15 protein-coding genes and 1 pseudogene are annotated in these 17664 nt (G+C 58.2%); 8 read left to right on the top strand and 8 right to left on the bottom strand.

Features of this window, described 5'->3' with window-relative positions; translation table 11 throughout:
• Positions 1–1599, top strand: a complete 1599-nt coding sequence (locus tag HWN36_RS03860) for an IS1634 family transposase (protein WP_176789535.1) — start codon at positions 1–3, stop codon at positions 1597–1599.
• Between the two features lie 110 nt (positions 1600–1709).
• Positions 1710–3125: a WD40 repeat domain-containing protein gene (locus HWN36_RS03855; protein WP_176788161.1), complete on the top strand. Its 1416-nt coding sequence runs from the start codon at positions 1710–1712 to the stop codon at positions 3123–3125.
• Here HWN36_RS03855 and HWN36_RS03850 read toward each other — a convergent pair.
• Complete coding sequence (locus HWN36_RS03850; protein WP_176788160.1) at positions 3058–3936, bottom strand: HhH-GPD family protein; 879 nt, start codon at positions 3934–3936, stop codon at positions 3058–3060. The genes HWN36_RS03855 and HWN36_RS03850 overlap by 68 nt on opposite strands.
• A 129-nt stretch (positions 3937–4065) precedes the next feature.
• On the opposite strand from HWN36_RS03850, the gene HWN36_RS03845 reads away from it, so the two are divergent.
• On the top strand, positions 4066–4521 hold the full coding sequence (locus tag HWN36_RS03845) for a ferritin family protein (RefSeq protein ID WP_176788159.1): 456 nt from the start codon (positions 4066–4068) through the stop codon (positions 4519–4521).
• A 31-nt stretch (positions 4522–4552) separates the two neighbouring features.
• On the opposite strand, the gene HWN36_RS03840 is transcribed toward HWN36_RS03845, so the two are convergent.
• The 4 genes and pseudogenes from HWN36_RS03840 to HWN36_RS03825 all read right to left on the bottom strand — a co-directional run bounded on the left by HWN36_RS03840 (position 4553) and on the right by HWN36_RS03825 (position 10182).
• Positions 4553–5884 (bottom strand): deoxyribodipyrimidine photo-lyase, encoded by a 1332-nt coding sequence (locus HWN36_RS03840; RefSeq protein WP_176788158.1) that lies wholly within the window; start codon positions 5882–5884, stop codon positions 4553–4555.
• 54 nt (positions 5885–5938) lie between these two features.
• Positions 5939–7333, bottom strand: coding sequence for an MFS transporter (locus tag HWN36_RS03835; RefSeq protein WP_176788157.1), 1395 nt, complete (start codon positions 7331–7333; stop codon positions 5939–5941).
• A 1042-nt stretch (positions 7334–8375) separates the two neighbouring features.
• Positions 8376–9542, bottom strand: coding sequence for an RNA-guided endonuclease TnpB family protein (locus tag HWN36_RS03830; protein WP_176788156.1), 1167 nt, complete (start codon positions 9540–9542; stop codon positions 8376–8378).
• 299 nt (positions 9543–9841) lie between these two features.
• Positions 9842–10182, bottom strand: a pseudogene (locus HWN36_RS03825) (transcriptional regulator).
• A gap of 487 nt (positions 10183–10669) precedes the next feature.
• Between HWN36_RS03825 and HWN36_RS03820 the strand changes: the two are divergent.
• The 3 genes from HWN36_RS03820 to HWN36_RS03810 all read left to right on the top strand — a co-directional run bounded on the left by HWN36_RS03820 (position 10670) and on the right by HWN36_RS03810 (position 13126).
• Positions 10670–10978 (top strand): hypothetical protein, encoded by a 309-nt coding sequence (locus tag HWN36_RS03820; protein WP_176788155.1) that lies wholly within the window; start codon positions 10670–10672, stop codon positions 10976–10978.
• A gap of 379 nt (positions 10979–11357) precedes the next feature.
• Complete coding sequence (locus tag HWN36_RS03815; protein WP_176788154.1) at positions 11358–12620, top strand: tyrosine-type recombinase/integrase; 1263 nt, start codon at positions 11358–11360, stop codon at positions 12618–12620.
• A 350-nt stretch (positions 12621–12970) separates the two neighbouring features.
• The gene (locus HWN36_RS03810) at positions 12971–13126 is read left to right on the top strand and encodes a hypothetical protein (RefSeq protein ID WP_176788153.1); all 156 of its coding nucleotides are present in this window, start codon (positions 12971–12973) and stop codon (positions 13124–13126) included.
• A gap of 176 nt (positions 13127–13302) precedes the next feature.
• Here the strand turns inward: HWN36_RS03810 and HWN36_RS03805 are convergent, their stop codons facing one another.
• The 3 genes from HWN36_RS03805 to HWN36_RS03795 form a co-directional block, all read right to left on the bottom strand.
• Positions 13303–14745: a Fic family protein gene (locus HWN36_RS03805; protein WP_176788152.1), complete on the bottom strand. Its 1443-nt coding sequence runs from the start codon at positions 14743–14745 to the stop codon at positions 13303–13305.
• A complete protein-coding gene (locus HWN36_RS03800) occupies positions 14742–15380 on the bottom strand; it encodes a DUF4062 domain-containing protein (protein ID WP_176788151.1) in 639 nt (212 codons plus the stop codon). Before HWN36_RS03800 ends, HWN36_RS03805 begins: the two co-directional genes overlap by 4 nt.
• A gap of 355 nt (positions 15381–15735) precedes the next feature.
• Positions 15736–16296, bottom strand: coding sequence for a hypothetical protein (locus HWN36_RS03795; protein ID WP_176788150.1), 561 nt, complete (start codon positions 16294–16296; stop codon positions 15736–15738).
• Here HWN36_RS03795 and HWN36_RS03790 point away from each other — a divergent pair.
• Positions 16288–17493: an ORC1-type DNA replication protein gene (locus tag HWN36_RS03790; protein ID WP_176788149.1), complete on the top strand. Its 1206-nt coding sequence runs from the start codon at positions 16288–16290 to the stop codon at positions 17491–17493. The genes HWN36_RS03795 and HWN36_RS03790 overlap by 9 nt on opposite strands.
• Positions 17459–17638, top strand: coding sequence for a hypothetical protein (locus HWN36_RS03785; RefSeq protein ID WP_176788148.1), 180 nt, complete (start codon positions 17459–17461; stop codon positions 17636–17638). Before HWN36_RS03790 ends, HWN36_RS03785 begins: the two co-directional genes overlap by 35 nt.
• The last annotated feature ends 26 nt before the right edge of the window (positions 17639–17664 follow it).

Raw genomic sequence — 17664 nt, 5'->3', positions numbered from 1 at the left:
ATCGAAGGCTCCAACATCTCGATCGGCCATCTCGGGCTCGTTGCCGGTGCCTTCGACACCCTCGGCATCGCCCCGGTTATCGACCGTGCCATCCCCAAAACGCGGCAGCATCATCTCACCCATGGAGATATCGTCAAGGCCATGGTGCTCAACGGTCTCGGGTTCGTCGAACGGCGCCTCTATCTCTATCCGGCATTCTTCTCGGATATCGCCATTGAACGTCTTCTTGGCGAAGGCGTGACCACCGCGCATCTTAACGATGACGTCCTGGGCCGGACGCTCGACGCGATCGCCTTATTTGGCCCGACCGAACTCTTCAACCAAATCGTCGCGGAGTGCCTGCTTGCCAGCGATTACGGTACGCACTGCATCCACGTCGATACCACCGCGTTCAGCGTCAGCGGCGACTATGACGTTGATTTCGATTCCCGTGACATGAATATCACCTACGGCCGTCCAAAGGACGGCCGGTGGGACCTCAAACAGTTCGTTCTCGGGATGGCAACCGATCAGCATGGCATTCCCCTCTTCGTGCAGACGTTCTCCGGGAACGAGTCGGATAAGAAAACGCTGATGGCGATCATCACCCAGCTCACCGAAAACCTGCAGCATCCGGGCAAGGTCTACCATATCGCTGACGCAGCGTTCTATACCGCCGAGAATCTCACCACCCTCGGCACCCATACCTTCTGGATCAGTCGGGTTCCGGCGACCCTGAACGAGGTCAAGGAGCTTGTTGCCGCAGAGGACCTCGCCCTGCAGCCGTGCGCGGACGAGCGCTACCAATATGCGGAGCATACATCCGAATATGCCGGCATCCCTCAGAAGTGGGTGGTATATCACTCGGCACCGATGCAGGAACGGCAGGAGAAGACGTTTGAAAAACGGCTGGAAAAAGAGAAGAAACAGGCAGAAACGTCGCTGCGGAAACTCGGTGCACGGGAGTTCGCCTGCGAACCGGACGCCCGCATGGCCGCCGAGAAGTGGCTGCAGGAGCACCAACAATTCTGCTTCAGCTCTCTGGACATCAGGACGATCACCCGGAAGAAAGAGAAGAAACCGGGTAGGCCGAAGGCAGATGAGCCGGTGGAGTTGGCCTATACGGTCGTTGCAGAGATTGAGCACGACCCCCGTGCTGTTGAAGAGAAGCGGCAGAAACTCGGGAGGTTTATCCTGGCGACGAATGACCGGGATCTCTCTCCCGATGAACTCCTGACGAACTACAAGGAGCAGGGCGCGGTGGAGCGGGGGTTCCGGTTTCTCAAGGATCCCTCGTTCAGGGTGGCGGAGATCTTTCTGAAGAAGCCGTCCAGGATCCAGGCACTGGCGATGATCATGGTGCTCTGCCTGTTCATCTATGCGATGACAGAGTTTCGGCTGCGCAGGGAACTGCAGAACGCCAGCGAAACGGTGACCGGACAGACGAAGAAGCAGACCCAGAACCCAACCCTGAAATGGACCTTCTTCCTCTTTCGGGGAGTCAGGGAACTGAGGTTTGGGGCAATAGATGGGGTAAAAGTGCTTGTTACCAATATGACCCCGGAATTGTGGAAGATACTCCGGTTGCTTGGGAAGGAGTATGAAAATTACTACTCATGAAAAAAGTGGTGCGGAATGTGGGGTTAATGCTTCCCGCATCGCAAAAAATACTGCATGTTCGCCTGCTCTGCAGCAGGTGTACGCGGGGTGGTAATCTGAAAAAAATATTCATGGTTCTTGGCGTTCTGACCCTTCTGATCGTCCCGGCGGCCTCGGGAGAAGAAATGGCCGGCCCTCTCTGGAGCATTGCCGTCGGCGGGGGTGTGACATCGACAGCAGTGACGACAGACGGCAGCCTGACCGTCGCGGGAACCCGTGATGCAGGAAGCGTCAGGATCTTTGACGAGAACGGCACTGAGGTCTGGAACTATCCGACCGGATGCCCGGTCTATCAGGTCTCGATATCGGGCGACGGCCGTTTTGTCGCCGCCGCATCTGATAAAGTCCGCCTTTTTGACAGAAACGGACAGATCATATCAAACTTTGATACGGGTTTTTTTGCCTACAGCACCGCCCTCTCTGCCGATGGAAACTATCTTGCCGCCGGGTATGACGACAGCACGATCGCCCTCTATACCGCAGGAGGTCAGGAGTTCTGGACCGCGGAACTCGACGACGATGCCGTTTCCCTGTCGCTCTCATCGGACGGGTCGTACCTGGCCGCCGGGTCCAAGGACGAGCGCCTGTATTTCTTCGACAACCGGGGCGTCCCCCTCTGGTCGTACGAGACCGGAAAGACGGTGATGGGGGTCTCGGTCTCACCTGAAGGCGAGTATGTGGCGGCCGGTTCGCTCGACAAGGTGATCTACTTCCTCGATCAGGAGGGTGTCCTGCTCTGGCGCTACATCGTCGGCGAGCGGGTATTCGATGTCTCGGTATCGGCCGGGGGCAAGTATGTGGCGGCCGCCGCCGGCACCGGCCTGCTCCTCCTGGACCGGGAGGGGAACCTGGTCTGGCGCTATGACGCCGGGAACACCGTCCAGGGAGCGGCGATCACCCCGGACGGGAGGAGGATCGCCCTCGGCGTCGGTTCCGGCGCCCCGGCCGTTCATTTCCTTGAGGGAGCAGATGTGCCTGACCTGGCAGAAGGTTCTGAATCTCCGGACGCCTGGAGCCTGAGGGCCGCCTCTGATCCCTATCTCATGCGGGCGTTTATCATGGCCGATACCGGCGAGGTCCCGACCATCGCCCACGACTTCGACGGCGTTTCGATCGCCGGGATCGTGCGTGAAGAGGCCGACCCGGCGACGCCGGTCACGGTTCGGCTGACCGTCGGGCCCGAGTGGACGGCCGCACACGGCGGTCAGGAGGGCGTGGTGATCGTGGCGGCACGCCCGGACTCCCTCGACAGCGTCCCCTCTCTGGTCGAGACGATCCCCACCTCGTTTGTCGGCTACGACCCCGAAGGCCGCCTGGTCTTTGAGGGTAGGTCCCCCTATGCCCTGACGGCCTACGGGATCATTGCGGCGTCTGAAAAGGAGGAGGGGAGGACGCCGGGCGGCGGCCTCGTTCCCCTGATCACCGGAGACGGTATTTTCCGTCTTCCTCTGCCACAAACCCCTCCGCGATCAGCTTCTGGAGGATAGCCCCTCCTTTTTCCGGCTCCACCCCCGCCTCCCTGAAGAGGGAGCGGGGATCGTGGCGGCCTTTTTCAAGAAGGATCCTGAGCACCTTCCCCCGGATCTGCCGGTCAGATCCCTCGAACTTCGTCTGCTTTGCATAGGAGGCGCTCCGCCGGTTCGGGTTTGGATACCGTTTCTTGAGCATCGTCCCGTAGTCCATCATGCCCCAGTAAAACTCTCTCGGGTGCTTCTGGTCGAGGGTCATCGCCACAAGCGGGAGGATCTCGGCGTCGGTGACGTCCGTGCTGTCCCTGAAGAAGAAGTGGATGCAGACGCGGCGGATGTTCGTCTCGATGAAGACCGTCGGGGCGTTGAAGGCGAAGGCGGCGATGGAGGAGGCCGTGGCCCGTCCGATGCCGGGCAGGGTCTGGAGGTCCGCGACGGTGCGGGGGAGTGCGCCGCCAAAGATATCGACGACCATCTCTGCCGCCTTCCTGAGGGAGAGCGCCCTCCTGTTGTAGCCCATGCCCTGCCATACCGCCAGGAGGTCTTCTGTCCTGGCCGCCGCAAGCGAGGCAAAGTCAGGGAACCGCTCGATGAAGAGGGGATACTTCACCTGCACCCTTTCCACCTGTGTCTGCTGGAGCATCACCTCTGACACAAAAATATGATAGGGATTCTCCGTCTCCCGCCATGCCATCTGCCGTCCATGATGCCCAAAATAGTGGCAGATCACCTGGCGGAGGGCGGCACAGGCCTCAGGGCCCCGCCCGTGCACCGCAAGCGCCCGCTCGAACTGCCTGATGTAGTCGGCATGCGTATCAGAAAACGGCATGGTACCCTCCCTCATGATCAGGGCAGAGCGCTGTAAAATAGGTTGAGGTGGCCGCATGCCCGGACTCTGGGGAAACTTATATATGCTGGACTGTTGCCAGTCTCTCTGCCCGTACGGGGGGATTGTCATATGGACATGGAAGAGTACAAACAGATCATTGAGCAGGCGATCGACAAAGAGGTCGAAGCCTATGTGTTTTATCAGTCGGTCCATGAAAAAGTGAAAGACCCAAATGTTAAGAAAATCTTTCAGGAACTTGCCGAGGAAGAGAAAAGCCACAGAAAACTGCTCGAAGACTCTCTCGCAGGCGGAGCAAAGAAGCTGAAATTCAATGAGGCCAGGGATTACAAGGTCTCGGAGACGATCGAGAGACCAAAACCGACCGTCAACATGAAGCCGATCGAGGGGATCGAGCTCGCGATAAAGCGGGAAGAGGACGCCATGGAAATGTACGAGCAGTTCGCCGACCTCTGCATCGACGCCGACCAGAGAAATGTCTTTCTGGAACTGGCGAAGATGGAGCGGGCCCACAAGGCGCAGCTTGAAGATCTCTATACCGAGATGGCCTTCCCCGAGTCCTGGTAGAGTTCCGGGGGATTCCTGCATTCATTTTTTCTCAGCCAGGCGGGAACGCCTGCACATAAAGGTCAGCGTCAAACTTTCTCTTCAGCCCGTTCGCATTCATGTACCGGATTTTTCCGAAGATTGCACGCTCTTTCCACGGACGGTCGTGCTTCCCGAAGCACCATGCGACGCCGGCATAACCGTTCGGGTCCCGCCCGTCGATCTCGTAGCGGTTGTTCAGGGAGAGCGCCGCCCTGTATGCGTCTTCGGGCGTCTCCGACCATTCCAGGATCTTTTTTCCCCAGTACATTCGCATGTAGCCGTGCATTTTGCCGGTGACCACCATCTGCCGCTGGGCCGCATTCCAGTAGGGGTCATGGGTCCGCCCCTCTTCAAGCTCCCGGGGTGTGTAGATGTACTCCCTGCGGTCGCGGGCATGCTCTGCGAGAGTTTTTTTTGCCCACTGCGGCAACCCCTCGTAGGTGTCATATCCGGGATTGTACCTGACTAAATTCACCGCAAGCTCCCGGCGGACGATCACCTCCTCAAGATAGGCCCGGGCCGCCGGCATCCCGGTCGCCCTGACGGCGAGGGCGATCTCCACCGGGGATATCTGCCCAAAATGGAGATACGGGCTCATATCTGAGAGCACATCCCTGTTTGGATCGTTTCGCCCGTCTTCATACGCGGAGAGGCGCTCGGAGCAGAAGATCCCCAGGTGACGGCGTGCCTCTGCCGTCCCGCCGCCAAACATGCCTGCAGGGACGCTTCCGTCGACGAGAAGGCGATCGACCGCCGGCACGCCTGCATCCGCAACATCGTCTGGCTGGAGAGGCACCCGCACCCGCCGCTCTTTCACCGGGACGAGGAAGCGATCGAGGTGGCGCAGGATCTTCGGCCTGAACGTCGCCGCCGACCACTCCTCCTTCCCCGACGCCACCTCCACCGGGACGACGACACCGGATTCGACGGTGATGACCGGGCAGGTGACCGCCGCTGCAACCCGCTCCCGCCACGCATTGAGGTGGCGAAGGTAACCGCGGTCGGTGACGACCAGGCAGGCCGCCTCGCCGAACGCCGCCGCCACCTCGTACGGCGGCCCCTCGCGTACGAAGAAGGGGATGCCCCGCACCTTCAGGTCCTCGCCGGTCTCCCGGAGACCTTCGAGCATGAACGCAAAGGAACGGCGGTTCGCCTCGGGATACGAGACGTCCAGGCCGAAGCAGACATAAACCGGCTTATTGATGCTGTTCGCCCGTTCGATGGCATATTCGAGCGCAGGGTTTTCCCCCGCCCGCTGCGAGGATTGCATCCAGTAGAGCACGTAATCCCCTGCAACGGCCTCGCGGCCGTTTCCGGCGCTGATGCGTTCGGGCTGGACCATGCTCCTCACTCTGGCGCCTGCGCACAAAAAGTGTCCGGCCCTGAGCGACCGCCATCAGATCTCGCTGTCCCTCACCCGCAGGGAGAGGAGGAGCGTGGCGAGAGATAGGACCGAGATCGCCGCGAACACGAGGTGGAACGCCTCCGTCGAGGGCATCGCCGCCGTCCACCCGGGCACATTCACCGCAAAACTGGTGAGGAATGCGCCGGCGATCACCGGCCCGGTCATTCCGCCGATGTTCTGCGAGGTGTGGTAGACCGCTGTCCACGCCCCGGTATCGGCTGCATCCGCCGCCCTGATGACGATGATCGTGTTGCCGGTGAGGGTGACCGACATGCCGGCGTTGAAGAGGACTCCGGCAATCACCAGGACTGCAACCGATGGGCTGGCGAAGAGATAGAGGAGGGCGCCGACGAGAAGGAGGGCCGATCCCAGGACCATCGCCGGGCGCACCCCCCACCTGCCGATCATCGCCCCGGTCGCAGGGCCCGAGATCATATCGGCGACCGAGCCCGGCATCAGGATCAGCCCGACAGCCAGTGCCGGGAGGCCGAGGCCGGTCGGGCTCTCGATCAGGTAGGGGAGGGTCTGGATGAGCATGAAGGTCGCCATGACGACGATGAGCCCGATCACGAGGGCGATGAGCACCGGAAGTTTTTGCACCATGGAGAGGTCGAGCATCGGCTCCTCGGCCACGGCCTCGACCCGTACGAAGAGTGCGCCGAACACGGCCGTCATGAGGAGGAGGAGCAGAATGCCCGGTGACGACCATCCCGCAGTCCCTCCCATGGTGAGGGCGAGGACGAAGGAGAGGAGGGTGAGCGTGAAGGCCGCCATCCCGGCACGGTCGATCGGTGCGCCTGCCCTGGGCGGGGAGGGGATGATCACGATCGCCGTCAGCGCCAGGAGGATGAATACGGCCGGTGCGACGAGGTGGAAGGTCATCCGCCAGCCATACAGCCCGACGATCCAGGATCCGACAAAGATCCCGAGGAGGGTCCCGGCCCCGAACATGGCGGCGATCGTCCCGACGGCGACCGGCACCCGCTCGGGCGGGAACTGCTCCCTGATCAGGGCATAACAGAGGGGAAACATCCCGAGGCCGGTGCCCTGGAGGGCCCGGAAGAGGAGGAGGCTTCCGATGTCGGTGGCCCACCCGCTGGCGACGACGCCGGCGGCGTAGATGGCGATGCAGATGAGCATCATCCGTTTCTTCCCGAAGATGTCGCCGCATTTACCGATGACCGGCGTGATGATCGCCCCGACGAGGAGGACGGCCGTGAGGATCAGGGAGGTCCAGACGCCCGAGATCCCGAATTCCTCCTGGATCAGGGGGAGGGCCGGCGTGAGCATTGCCTCGGTGAACATGACGGTGACGACGACGGCGCTCAGGACGACGAGGGCGCAGAGGTGGTAGCGTGGGTCTGTTACATTGAAGGGGGATTTCACGGTATCTGCCTGTTCAGGTTCTCTATTCTTTTCTGCTCTTCTCGAGCATCAGTGTGACGGCTCCCGGCAAAAAAGGGGGGCCGGAGGTTATAACCCCGCGTGGAGCGCCCAGACATTTGTCCGGGTTCGGCGCATCTCTGGGCGGCAGGACTGCAGGCCCTCGAGAGGTGCGGCGCATGGTCCGGGATGGGCGGCAGAGCGCCCCGGATTCACGCGTTTTCCGCCTGTTTTCACAGCATGTACGCCTGTTCTTCACCATACATCCGACCAAAACCCTTCGAACCCGCAATGGCGACCTGAAAATCCACAGGAATCGATGTTATTTCCACTCTATTCTCCCCGCAAAGGCCATACTATCCAGATCTGTAACGCGGCCCAAAACATCGGATCTTGATCACGCTACATCTGAAATAACGCTTAAAGGGGCCACATTTATCCGCGGAGGAGGAGTGGGGATGGCGCCTCCCCCGTCAGCCAGAGCCCGGACGATGAGGAGGATCGCTTCGGCCAGACCGGGGCAGAGCACGCCGTTCAGCCCACCGCGTCACCACAGCGATTGCAGAACGGTGCCGGCCCTTCTGGCGCGCATGCACCCCGGAGATCGCCCCGACGAAGCGGCGGACCGAGGGGTTTATCTCTTTGCGTGCTGATGTCGTGTTGGCGGTCCTCCCTGAACTTGTGTTGGCGCACGATTCAATCCGGGGGCTGCCGTTCATCAGGCCGATGCCTGGCATTTCTGTAACCCCTTGTTCTCTATCTTCACGCTCTCTGTGCCATCCTTGATCCGCGTCCGCCAGACCGGCTTTCAGATAGGGCCGGGCATGCGGTCGAATATCTCCAGAGATAATCCTCTCAGGGTCTGTTTTCTCCTGTGCAGGCCGCTGCTCGTCAGAAGATGGTTGGGGAGGACGGGCGACACTGCACCGGGAGAGAGGAGGAGTCCGGATGTTATAATGGCGAGCAGCGCTGGGAGAATAAGGCAAAATTATAGTATTATGGGCCCTGGTCAACTACCCCGCCCTGAAGGGCGGGGCTTGAGACTCTATCTTATCGATAGTTCTCGTATGGGTGGCTGACCGCACCCCTGCACCTCTAAGGTATACCTATAGGTGCGTGCTCTGGATTCGATGTTTTGAGCACCGATCAGATCGGCATGAAGCGAATGCCCACAACATTCGCAGACAAACGACCTTCCATTCCGATTGTTCTTGCTGATATGGTTGCACCGGGGACAGGTCTGCGAGGTATAGGCCGGATCGAGATAGATCGTCGATATACCCTTCTCTCGTGCCTTGTACTCGATGAACGTCTGGAGTTCAAAGAACGCCCAGGAATGATGGGTGTATCGCTGCTTCTTCGAGGTCTGTGTCCGATCTCTGATCCCGGAGAGATCCTCCAGCCCGATCACATCCACGTTGTTCTGAACGGCAAAAGAAACGATCTCCTTCGAGACGCGGTGGTTCATATCAGTCATCAGCCGTCTCTCCCGGCCAGAAAGATGCTTCAGCATCCTCTTTGCCGACCGGGTGCCCTTAGACTGTAACCGTTTCCGCATGGTAGAATAGATGTTTCGGAGATCCTTTGCTTTCCCGCCACAGAAGAACCGACATTTCCTGTCGGTCGTCGATGCAACGGCAAGGAAGTTCTGGCCGATATCCACACCCATGAAAGTCGAAGACTTCGTGACCTCGCGGGTTTCTGTCTCCCTCTCGCAACAGAGGTGGAAGTAGTATGTGCCGTCGTGATGTTTTACCAGTTTTGACGCTCCAAACTTCCATGTTCCGTCGAGATACTGCTCCATGTGAGGGTATCGGAAGAACCGATACCTTCTCCGGCCTTCGAGAGTTGTAAGGCCGATCTCGTCTCCGTCGAGGGAGAAGTCCCGCCCGAAGGAGAAGGTCATGGAGGTGGGAGCGTACATGATCTGTTGCCACACCGTCTTTTTCGCCCTGACCTGCTCCTGAAGTGTCCGGTAGGTTCCCGTGACCTGCCTGACGACATTGCAGGACATCTGGGACTTGAGGCCGATCTCTTCCCGGAGAGCGGAATAGACGATCTTCTGGAGGGCGGCAGAACCCTTCGGTTTCCCGAGATTGTACACGACCGCAGAGACGTAGTTCATCCCATCAGTGTAGGTCTGCACCGTCTGATCAAGGGGATCAGGGTCAGAGCAGTCCATCTTGAGGATGATCGTCTTTGTGGTGAGCACAGAGGCCTATTTCACTCAACAGTATTTAGCGTTGTGCTTGTGAACCGCAATTCCTCCCCGGCCTGAAGTCCGGGGACTCCTTGCGGAGTTAGTTGAAACCATCTGATAGACTGATCCCGGGATATAGCAAAGATCTATGAGAATCGTTGCTCCTTGAGTTAATGACCTAATCAACACCAGGGAGCACAGATAGAGTCAACGAACCGCTATATCAACACCCTTCAGCTTCAGCAGGTAGACGAGCTTCTGGGCGATGAACCGGTGCTCGAACCGGTCCTTATCCATCCGGAACCCTGCTTCTATCGTTCACAGGCATCACCTTCGCAGCCCGGGAGTTTGCAGAGCCAGCCCCGGACACGCCGCCACTCAAGAAGTCCTTCCGGGGTGATCGCATAGAGTTCGAGGTCCTTCCCCTCAAGCGTCACTTTCTCGGAGCGGAGGTACCCCATCTCAACGAGTTTCTTGAGGTTTGCATAGAGCACGCCGTCGCTCAGGTTCAGCGCGGCCTCGAGCTGCCGTGCAGTGGCCCGTCCTCGCCGAGATCGGAGAGCGCCCAGAGTATCTCCAGGCGCACACGGGAGATGAGGGTGCTGTTCACATCCTGAGATTCTTCCACGATTGCTATCAGATCATCCGGCATAGGCGACTTTCAACTTTGAGTAGATGTTGGAGCGGGAGGTGATACATGGTTCGAGCGGCGATGCCCCCGGCACCACGCTGGAGTTCGGGCTGCCGGTGACACCTGATCCAATCAGTGATATGGTCGGCGGACCCATCATCTGCGCAGTGCGAGACGATGGCCAGAACTGAAATATATCCTGTTATTCGGTGCTCTTCGGGCGCCGCTGCATTCGATCGCCCTCCGGGGCGTCTCGATCTCATAGCGCTCTTCACAGGGCTCACACCGGTGCACAGACAGAAGGACGAACCATGCAACACCTCTCATCTGATCCCCCTGCCCCCTATGAAGGCGATCGGCCCGAGGGAGCACCGACACACCATGGAGATGATGCAGGTATGAAAACAATCTCCCGCAATGCAGAGCAGAAGACGGTACTCGCCGAGACCCTCACAGCCACCCGCTGGACCGAGACCGGGCAGGTCCGCGTGATCGCAGGGGCAGGAGCATGCTGATACCCGTTGACCTCCCTGATCGCCAGCGGATCTGGATCGACCTGGCCGTCTCGTGCGAGGTTCATGCCGACTCTCAACATACCCTCGCAAAATACATCCTGAAATACGCCCACGTCCGGGGGACCTATACCGACGAGCAGGTCTCGAGCATGGTCAGGCGCTCGTTTGCCGGCATGATTCACAATGGCGTGCCGCGCGATGAGGCGCTCCAGGAGATCTCAGAGGCGTACGGGATCTCGCCGGCGTCTGTGAGGGCTCTCATCGGAGACGCCGCCGGGGAACCGACCGCCACATCCTTCTAACCCTCTTTTTTGTGACTGATGTATGTACCCGACACCCCGGCGCGGCCTCATCGGCATGGCAGGTAAGGCCCGCAGGCATGGCAGGTAACCGGCGCGATGCAGACGGAAACCGCCGTACAGAGGCGCGACAATCAGTGAACCGGGAAAAACGCGTATCTCCTCATGAGACCACTATCGCAATCAGAAAGTGGCGGGCACAATGGTGATCTGGACCCTCGAAAGATGCGGCAGATCACGAATGCGCGATCTCGAAGGAAAAAACCGTTCTCTTCAAAATTCGAACTCAAAAAAACTCCACAAAAGATGCTGCGAGGGGGCTTTCAAATAGAATGTTTGAAATCCAACAATGTTTTTATAAAGGATAGGTCAACGGAGATCTATGGCAAAAGGAGTACGGACAGGAACATCGTTCCATAAGTCTGATGCAACCTATCTCAGGAACACCCAGGAGATGATTGCACGGAAGACACATAACGGCGAGATTACACCGCAGGATGCGGGTCTTCTCAGGGAGTATCTCGCCGAGATCACCGCCGAGAGCGGAATAAGCGCCGTACGCCAGTACAAGATCGCCATCCAGATCGTCGGTCTCCGCCGTTTCCTCCCACCGTTTGCCGGGGCGACCGCTGGCGACCTGTATACCGCCGTCAACAAGATCAGGGCCGCCACCGGAGAAGACAGTGCACCCCTCTTCAAGCAGAACACGGTCTCCGATATGGTCCGGTTTCTCCGCCGTTTTTATCTCTGGATGATCGAGAACGGCTATAGCGCCATTCCTGAAGCGAAGGTGAAGAAGATCAAACCGCCGGCCTATCAGCGGATGACCAAGACCGCCGAGGAACTCCTGACCGAGGACGAGATCAGGGCAATGCTTGAGGCGGCCCGCACCCCGAAAGACCGGGCGCTGCTTGCCACCCTCTATGAGTCGGGCTGCCGGATCGGCGAACTCGGCACGCTCACCTGGGGACAGGTGAAGTTCACCAACTGGAATGTCACCCTGAATGTGGACGGCAAGACCCAGAAACCGCGATATGTCCCTCTTGTCATTGCCCGCCCGTATCTTGCCGCATGGAAGGCAGCGTATCCGAAGAAAATTACCCCGGAAGCACACGTCTTCCTGACCGCAACCACCCAGCAGCCCCTGCAATATGCAGGCGTTGTCAAGCAGTTCAGGGTCATCGCACAACGGGCCGGGGTCAAGAAGCATATCAATCCCCATCTCTTCAGACATTCCAGGATCACGCACCTGATCCAGCAGGGGATGCCTGAGTCGGTGATCAAACTGATGATGTGGGGGAGTCTCAACACCGGTATGTTCCAGACCTATGCCCATCTCACCAACCGGGATATCGACACGGCCATGGCCAAGCTCACCGGTGTGACGACCGAGGAGGAAGAGAGGAGCGTGGCTCTGGAGGCCAAACAGTGCCCGCGGTGCCACTCGGTAAACGGCCCGACCTATCACTTCTGTGCGACCTGCGGACTTGCGCTGGACCAGGACGCAGAGATTGAACTGAGGGGGGCACAGGAGGCCACCGACGAGTATTATATCAAAAAGATCCTGACCAATCCTGCCATGCTCGAAAAACTGACCAGAACCTTGCAGAATATTACAGAGGCATCGGGGTCGACGAGGACCTGAACCTCTCCCCTATTTGAGAACGTGACATTTTTTCTGGATAAATTTCTGGCAGTAGACCTTCTCACCCCAACAGGGGAGCGCGGTGCCCCCTGGAGAACGCCGGGGTTCTTCAGAGGAATATTCAAGCCGCTTATTTTGCTTCGATCGTGATAATGGCCATTTTAATGTGACATTATGGACTTTTGTTTATATGCTGCTCCCTCCGACTCTCCCTTGATGACCCAGAAAGAAGACAACTCATCATCCAGAGGATGGAACCATGAATCTGGCGGAGAAGCCTGCCTGTATGACGTGAACAGAAGGATCGGGGACGGCCCCCTACACCTTCTTTCAGGGAGAGGAGTGAGGGCATGAAACCGGTTAAAACGCTGAGGAGGGACGTCTTCGACCAGCTCCCTACGATCAACAAGGCAGTGGCCCTTGTCATGGTAGAAAAAGGGGATTTGAGGCTGATCGATGAGCCAGAATATTTCAAAGGGTATAGACAGGGTGATGGAGCATCCTGATGGGGTGCTGGAGGTTCAGCGATATCATTCGCTCGATGCAAACATCGTCGTCCTCGTATCAGTCTGCCTTTAATGTTTGGGTTCGGTATATCGGGATCCCTATTCGTGGATCGTCTCGGTCTGAAGGTGGGGGCAATTGACCAATGATCCTGTCAATGCCGCATAAGCAAAGACCATCAAAACTTTTCTGACAGGGTGCGTCCTTTTCCTGTGAGCCGATATTTTTGCTTGCTGCTCTGTGGTTTATCGGGGAGCGTCATTTCGATCAGGTTTTCCCGGAGGGACGGCAGCAGATAGGCTTTCCTGAAGTGTTCTTTGTCCTTCAGACCGAGAGCGTCCTGAAGATCCTGCCGCGACATTTCTCCCTCAAGGACACCGAGCATCTTTCTGACTTCCGGGGTGACTTCCGGGGTGACTTCCGGGGTGACTTCCGGGGTGACTTCCGGGGTGACTTCCGGGGCATAGAAGGTTAATGTGACACCACGATCGTCTTCCGACCACTTCGGCGGAGGTAAACCGCGTTCGTCACAGGCCTTCCTGATCATCACACTGCCACGGCCTATCATCTCCATTAATCCTCGCAGATAAAGCACATGGGCAATGTCCGGATTGCGCAGCACCGAGATATGCCCGGACATGAGGTTATCGGGCGTCACACCTTCAGGAAACCTGCCGGCGTTCCTGATCTCCAGACGGTCCGGATAGATGTGAATGCTAATCCCCCCGGAAAAATCGCTGTAATCCCGGTGGACAAACGCATTTACCAACCCTTCCCTGATCGCGGCTATAGGGTAGAGAGGCTCGTCCTGCCGGTTCAGGCTCTCCCTGTCAAAACGTGAGATTGTGGGTGTATTTCGTTGAATAAAACGGTAAACTTCCTCTAAAACCGGTACCAGTGGGCCTTCATAGGATTTCAGATCCCGGTACGTGTCATCTGCCCTGTTTGTCGTAAAACAGGCAGCACGGACCCGTACCTGCGGATAACGCATGGCTGGATTGGCTCCAAAAAGGACATCGCCGCCATTGGTCAGGCGCCCATAGCGACACACTCCGAGGTCTTCAAGAACCCTGATCGGATTTTTGCTCTCTCTAAACTGGAGCCTGGCCCTTTCGGTCACTGCATTCACGGTGGAGCGGACTTCATCTTCATCCATATCCTCCTTCATGTCTGCAGAAGAAAAACGGCGCTCCCATCGTTCGGGTTCCACCTGTTTCCGGAGCACCATATCGCGGATCGTATCGATATCGGCTTTTTTTGTGGTCTGACCGTCACGGATATAGATCACATGCTCAAAGGCGTACGGTAGATCTTTGCCGGCCGGCACCTCGACGATCAGCACCCTCTTTTCTCCGACCGGATGGACCTGAACAGATACCAGTGCCCCAGGAGAAACACCGTGGAGCAGTCCTTGTTCGAGATTCTTCGCTACAGTATCGGCGTCGTCGATGCCGATGATATCCCCCCTGCCATTCACACCACAGACGAGAGAGCCACCGGACGTATTGAGAAAACCGCAGACCACAGAACCGACGACCTCAAGATCCTGGCACTCCGGCAGAAATTCAATGCTCTGGTCATCTCCAGGCAGCAGAGCCTCATCTATATTCTCCGGTTTCATAGCCGCCCTCCCCTGTCCTGGATGATTCGAGAAACACGGGCACTATCTCGTAAGTTCTCGTGCACAAACGCCTCGACTTCCTGATAGCGAGAGAACTGTGCCATAGCGAAAAGAGCAGCGTCATCATCAGAACCGAACTTCTGGACCCAGTTCCCCTGTCGGTCCTGCAGGGGTTTCTGAGAGAGAATGGCCTCTTCGTACATGTCAATGACACGGAGATCATCCAGGATCTGGTTTTTCTCCAGTGAAAGTTTTTCTCGGCCGCTCTCTCCTTTATAACCCAGATGGTTCAGCAGCGATCTGGCGAAAATTACATGATCATGGGCCAGAAGCCAGCGCGGTTTATTGAGTTCGATGGCTTTTCTCAGTTCAAGGTGGGTGATGGAAAGTCCGTCTGCATCTTTTCCACTACCGTAATGAGGGGTGATCAATCCGAGAAAGAGGTCGCAGTTTGTTACCCCCGCTATACAATTCTCAAACGCTGAGTGTTGTGAAAAGACCGGCATGGTTCCCTTGTGCGACATCCAGACTTCATACCCGAATTCAGTTAAAAGCGTGTAGATCCGGTCCAGAAGCTCTTCGATGCCATAGACTGTAGATGAAACCATGATCGTGAGTTTTTTGTTGCTCTTCATCTTTCCTCAGTTGAGTCCTGCTCTGATCGATCCAGTTCGGAGAAAGAAAATTAAAGCCTTTCTGAAATTTCCCTGATCATTCGGCCACGTCACGAACATATCCGATGTCTAACCCCCCGGGCAGACTTTTTTCTGGTTATAATGATGATGCCTTGCCTGGTTTTCAAGCGAGACAGTTCTTTGAGCAGATTTTCTCCTCTGTTGTGATTGCCAGGAAATACTTACTGAACACCCAATCGATGACTTCTTTATTCGATTTGATGGATATAATCTCGCTCAGCCTCTCTTTAGACTTGTCGGTTCGACTGAAACAGTTCTATGACCTCACCGTATGATTCGGCAGTGGTGGCACCTATCATGATCCGAGCCAGGCCCTGACATCTTCTCGCTTCTGCCGCTCAAGCCGATCCCGTTCCTTTCCCACCCCTTCAAACCTGATCCCGATCCTGGTCCTCCCCGACGCCGACCTCTCCTCGGTGAGAATATGGTTGACCGGGAAGAACTCTCTCACTTCTGTACCGATATTATGTCCCGAGCAGATGATCTGGACGTTGTTGCGCTCAAGGATCGACCCGATCTTCTCCCAGAGATAATGTGCCCCCGTCGAACCGAAGGGATTGTCGACAATAAGCACCTTTGCGGTCTTCATATCATACCGGTCGACGACGACCTCCCGGATCGCGGACATGATGACCACGAGGAAGATGATATACATCGTATTCTCCTGACCTTCGGAGGCCTTGATCTGGTCCCACTCCTGTAAGGGGTGAGAGGCTATGTCGATCTTGCGTATCTTGACGGTGAGCTGCCCCATGTCCAGCACCCTGCCCACCAGCTGGTCGGGCATGAGCGCTTTTTCCAGTTGTTCCCGCCCGCCCCTATATACCCTCCCGTTCACCCCTTCACCATGAGACATCCCTCCCTTATGAGCGACCAGACGCTCTTTCGCGACCCGGCGATCTTCGAGACCACCCACCTCCCCGAGGTCTTCAACTACCGCGACGCCCAGATGAACGACCTCGCCTTCGCCCTGCGGCCGGCCGTCCAGGGCTTTTCGCCGTTGAACACCGTGCTCCGGGGGCCGCCGGGCACGGGCAAGACCACCGCCGTGCGCCGGATCTTTGCCGAGGTGCGGGAGGTGACGCAGCGGGTCGTGCCGGTGCTCGTCTCCTGCCAGACCGAACGGGCGCCCAACACGATCTACAGCCAGATCTTTTTCGCCGTCTTCGGCCATATGCCGCCCAGGTCAGGGGTTGCGAACGAGCGGATCCTGGAGAAGGTCGCCCTGCGCCTGATCGAGCGCAAGGCGGCGCTCGTGGTCTGCCTGGACGACGCCCACTACCTGATCCCGGACGGGACGCTGAACCGTGTGCTCTCGGCGATCCTCAGGATGTACGAGGCGTGGCCGGGCACCCACACCGGGGTGTTTCTGACGATATCCGACCTGGCGACCGATTTCTCCCGCACGCTCAACCCGGCGACGCTCTCGGTGCTCCACGCCGCGAACGTCTATTTCATGCCCTATGGAGCGGCGGAGATCCGGGAGATCCTCCTCGACCGGATCAGGATGGGGCTGTACCCGGGGGTGGTGCCGCCGGCGGCGCTGGAGTATCTGGTGGAGCGGACATATGCCTGCGGCGATCTCCGGATGGGTCTGGACCTGGTGAGGCGGGCGGCCACGACGGCCGAGCGGGAGGCGCGGACCGAGGTGACGGTGGGGGACCTGGCGGCGGCGTTCGAGGTCTCCCGGCACCTGGAGGTGGCGACGGTGGTGCGCACGCTCTCTTCGAGTGAGCGGGCGGTGCTCGATGCGGTGCTGGCGGCCTGGGTGGAGGGCGATGGGCCGGCGACGGCGGGGGCGGTGTATAAGCGTCTCGGCGAGAGGGAGCGGATCAGTTATTCGACGTTCCATGAGCGGCTGGGGAAGCTGGAGTTTCTCAGGCTGCTGGACCTGAAGGTGCGGCATGAGAAGGGGCGGACGCGGGAGATTTTTGTGCGGGAGGGAGTGGAGGAGGTGCTCCAGGTCCCGGCAGGTTCATCGGGGGCGTCGTTGAAATGTGCTGCAGGAGTGTGCGACGATGAAAAATGTCGATATGAAGGTGGAGGGGGATAGGCTGGTGATCACGGTCGATCTCGCGCAGGAGTTCGGGGTGTCGAAGACCGGGAAGTCGATCACGATCGCCTCGACTGAGGGGAATGTGTCGGTGCCGGGGCATGAGGAGATCACGATCGGGGTGAATGTGTACCGGAAGAAGTGAAGGTGCCTTTTTTTACGGGGCGGGGG

It is taken from the genome of Methanofollis tationis (genome assembly GCF_013377755.1).
Classification (GTDB): domain Archaea; phylum Halobacteriota; class Methanomicrobia; order Methanomicrobiales; family Methanofollaceae; genus Methanofollis; species Methanofollis tationis.
Note: the sequence above shows the minus strand (reverse complement) of the source record. Positions and strands in the feature narration are given on the sequence as shown.

Excerpts from the sequence above, each read along its gene's own strand:
- HWN36_RS03795 (WP_176788150.1), bottom strand. The coding sequence starts at position 16,296 with ATGTCTCATGGTGAAGGGGTGAACGGGAGGGTATATAGGGGCGGGCGG.
- HWN36_RS03785 (WP_176788148.1), top strand. The coding sequence starts at position 17,459 with ATGAAAAATGTCGATATGAAGGTGGAGGGGGATAGGCTGGTGATCACG.
- HWN36_RS03800 (WP_176788151.1), bottom strand. The coding sequence starts at position 15,380 with ATGAAGAGCAACAAAAAACTCACGATCATGGTTTCATCTACAGTCTAT.
- HWN36_RS03850 (WP_176788160.1), bottom strand. The coding sequence starts at position 3,936 with ATGCCGTTTTCTGATACGCATGCCGACTACATCAGGCAGTTCGAGCGG.
- HWN36_RS03810 (WP_176788153.1), top strand. The coding sequence starts at position 12,971 with ATGAAACCGGTTAAAACGCTGAGGAGGGACGTCTTCGACCAGCTCCCT.
- HWN36_RS03855 (WP_176788161.1), top strand. The coding sequence starts at position 1,710 with ATGGTTCTTGGCGTTCTGACCCTTCTGATCGTCCCGGCGGCCTCGGGA.
- HWN36_RS03820 (WP_176788155.1), top strand. The coding sequence starts at position 10,670 with ATGCTGATACCCGTTGACCTCCCTGATCGCCAGCGGATCTGGATCGAC.
- HWN36_RS03805 (WP_176788152.1), bottom strand. The coding sequence starts at position 14,745 with ATGAAACCGGAGAATATAGATGAGGCTCTGCTGCCTGGAGATGACCAG.
- HWN36_RS03815 (WP_176788154.1), top strand. The coding sequence starts at position 11,358 with ATGGCAAAAGGAGTACGGACAGGAACATCGTTCCATAAGTCTGATGCA.
- HWN36_RS03790 (WP_176788149.1), top strand. The coding sequence starts at position 16,288 with ATGAGACATCCCTCCCTTATGAGCGACCAGACGCTCTTTCGCGACCCG.
- HWN36_RS03845 (WP_176788159.1), top strand. The coding sequence starts at position 4,066 with ATGGACATGGAAGAGTACAAACAGATCATTGAGCAGGCGATCGACAAA.
- HWN36_RS03840 (WP_176788158.1), bottom strand. The coding sequence starts at position 5,884 with ATGGTCCAGCCCGAACGCATCAGCGCCGGAAACGGCCGCGAGGCCGTT.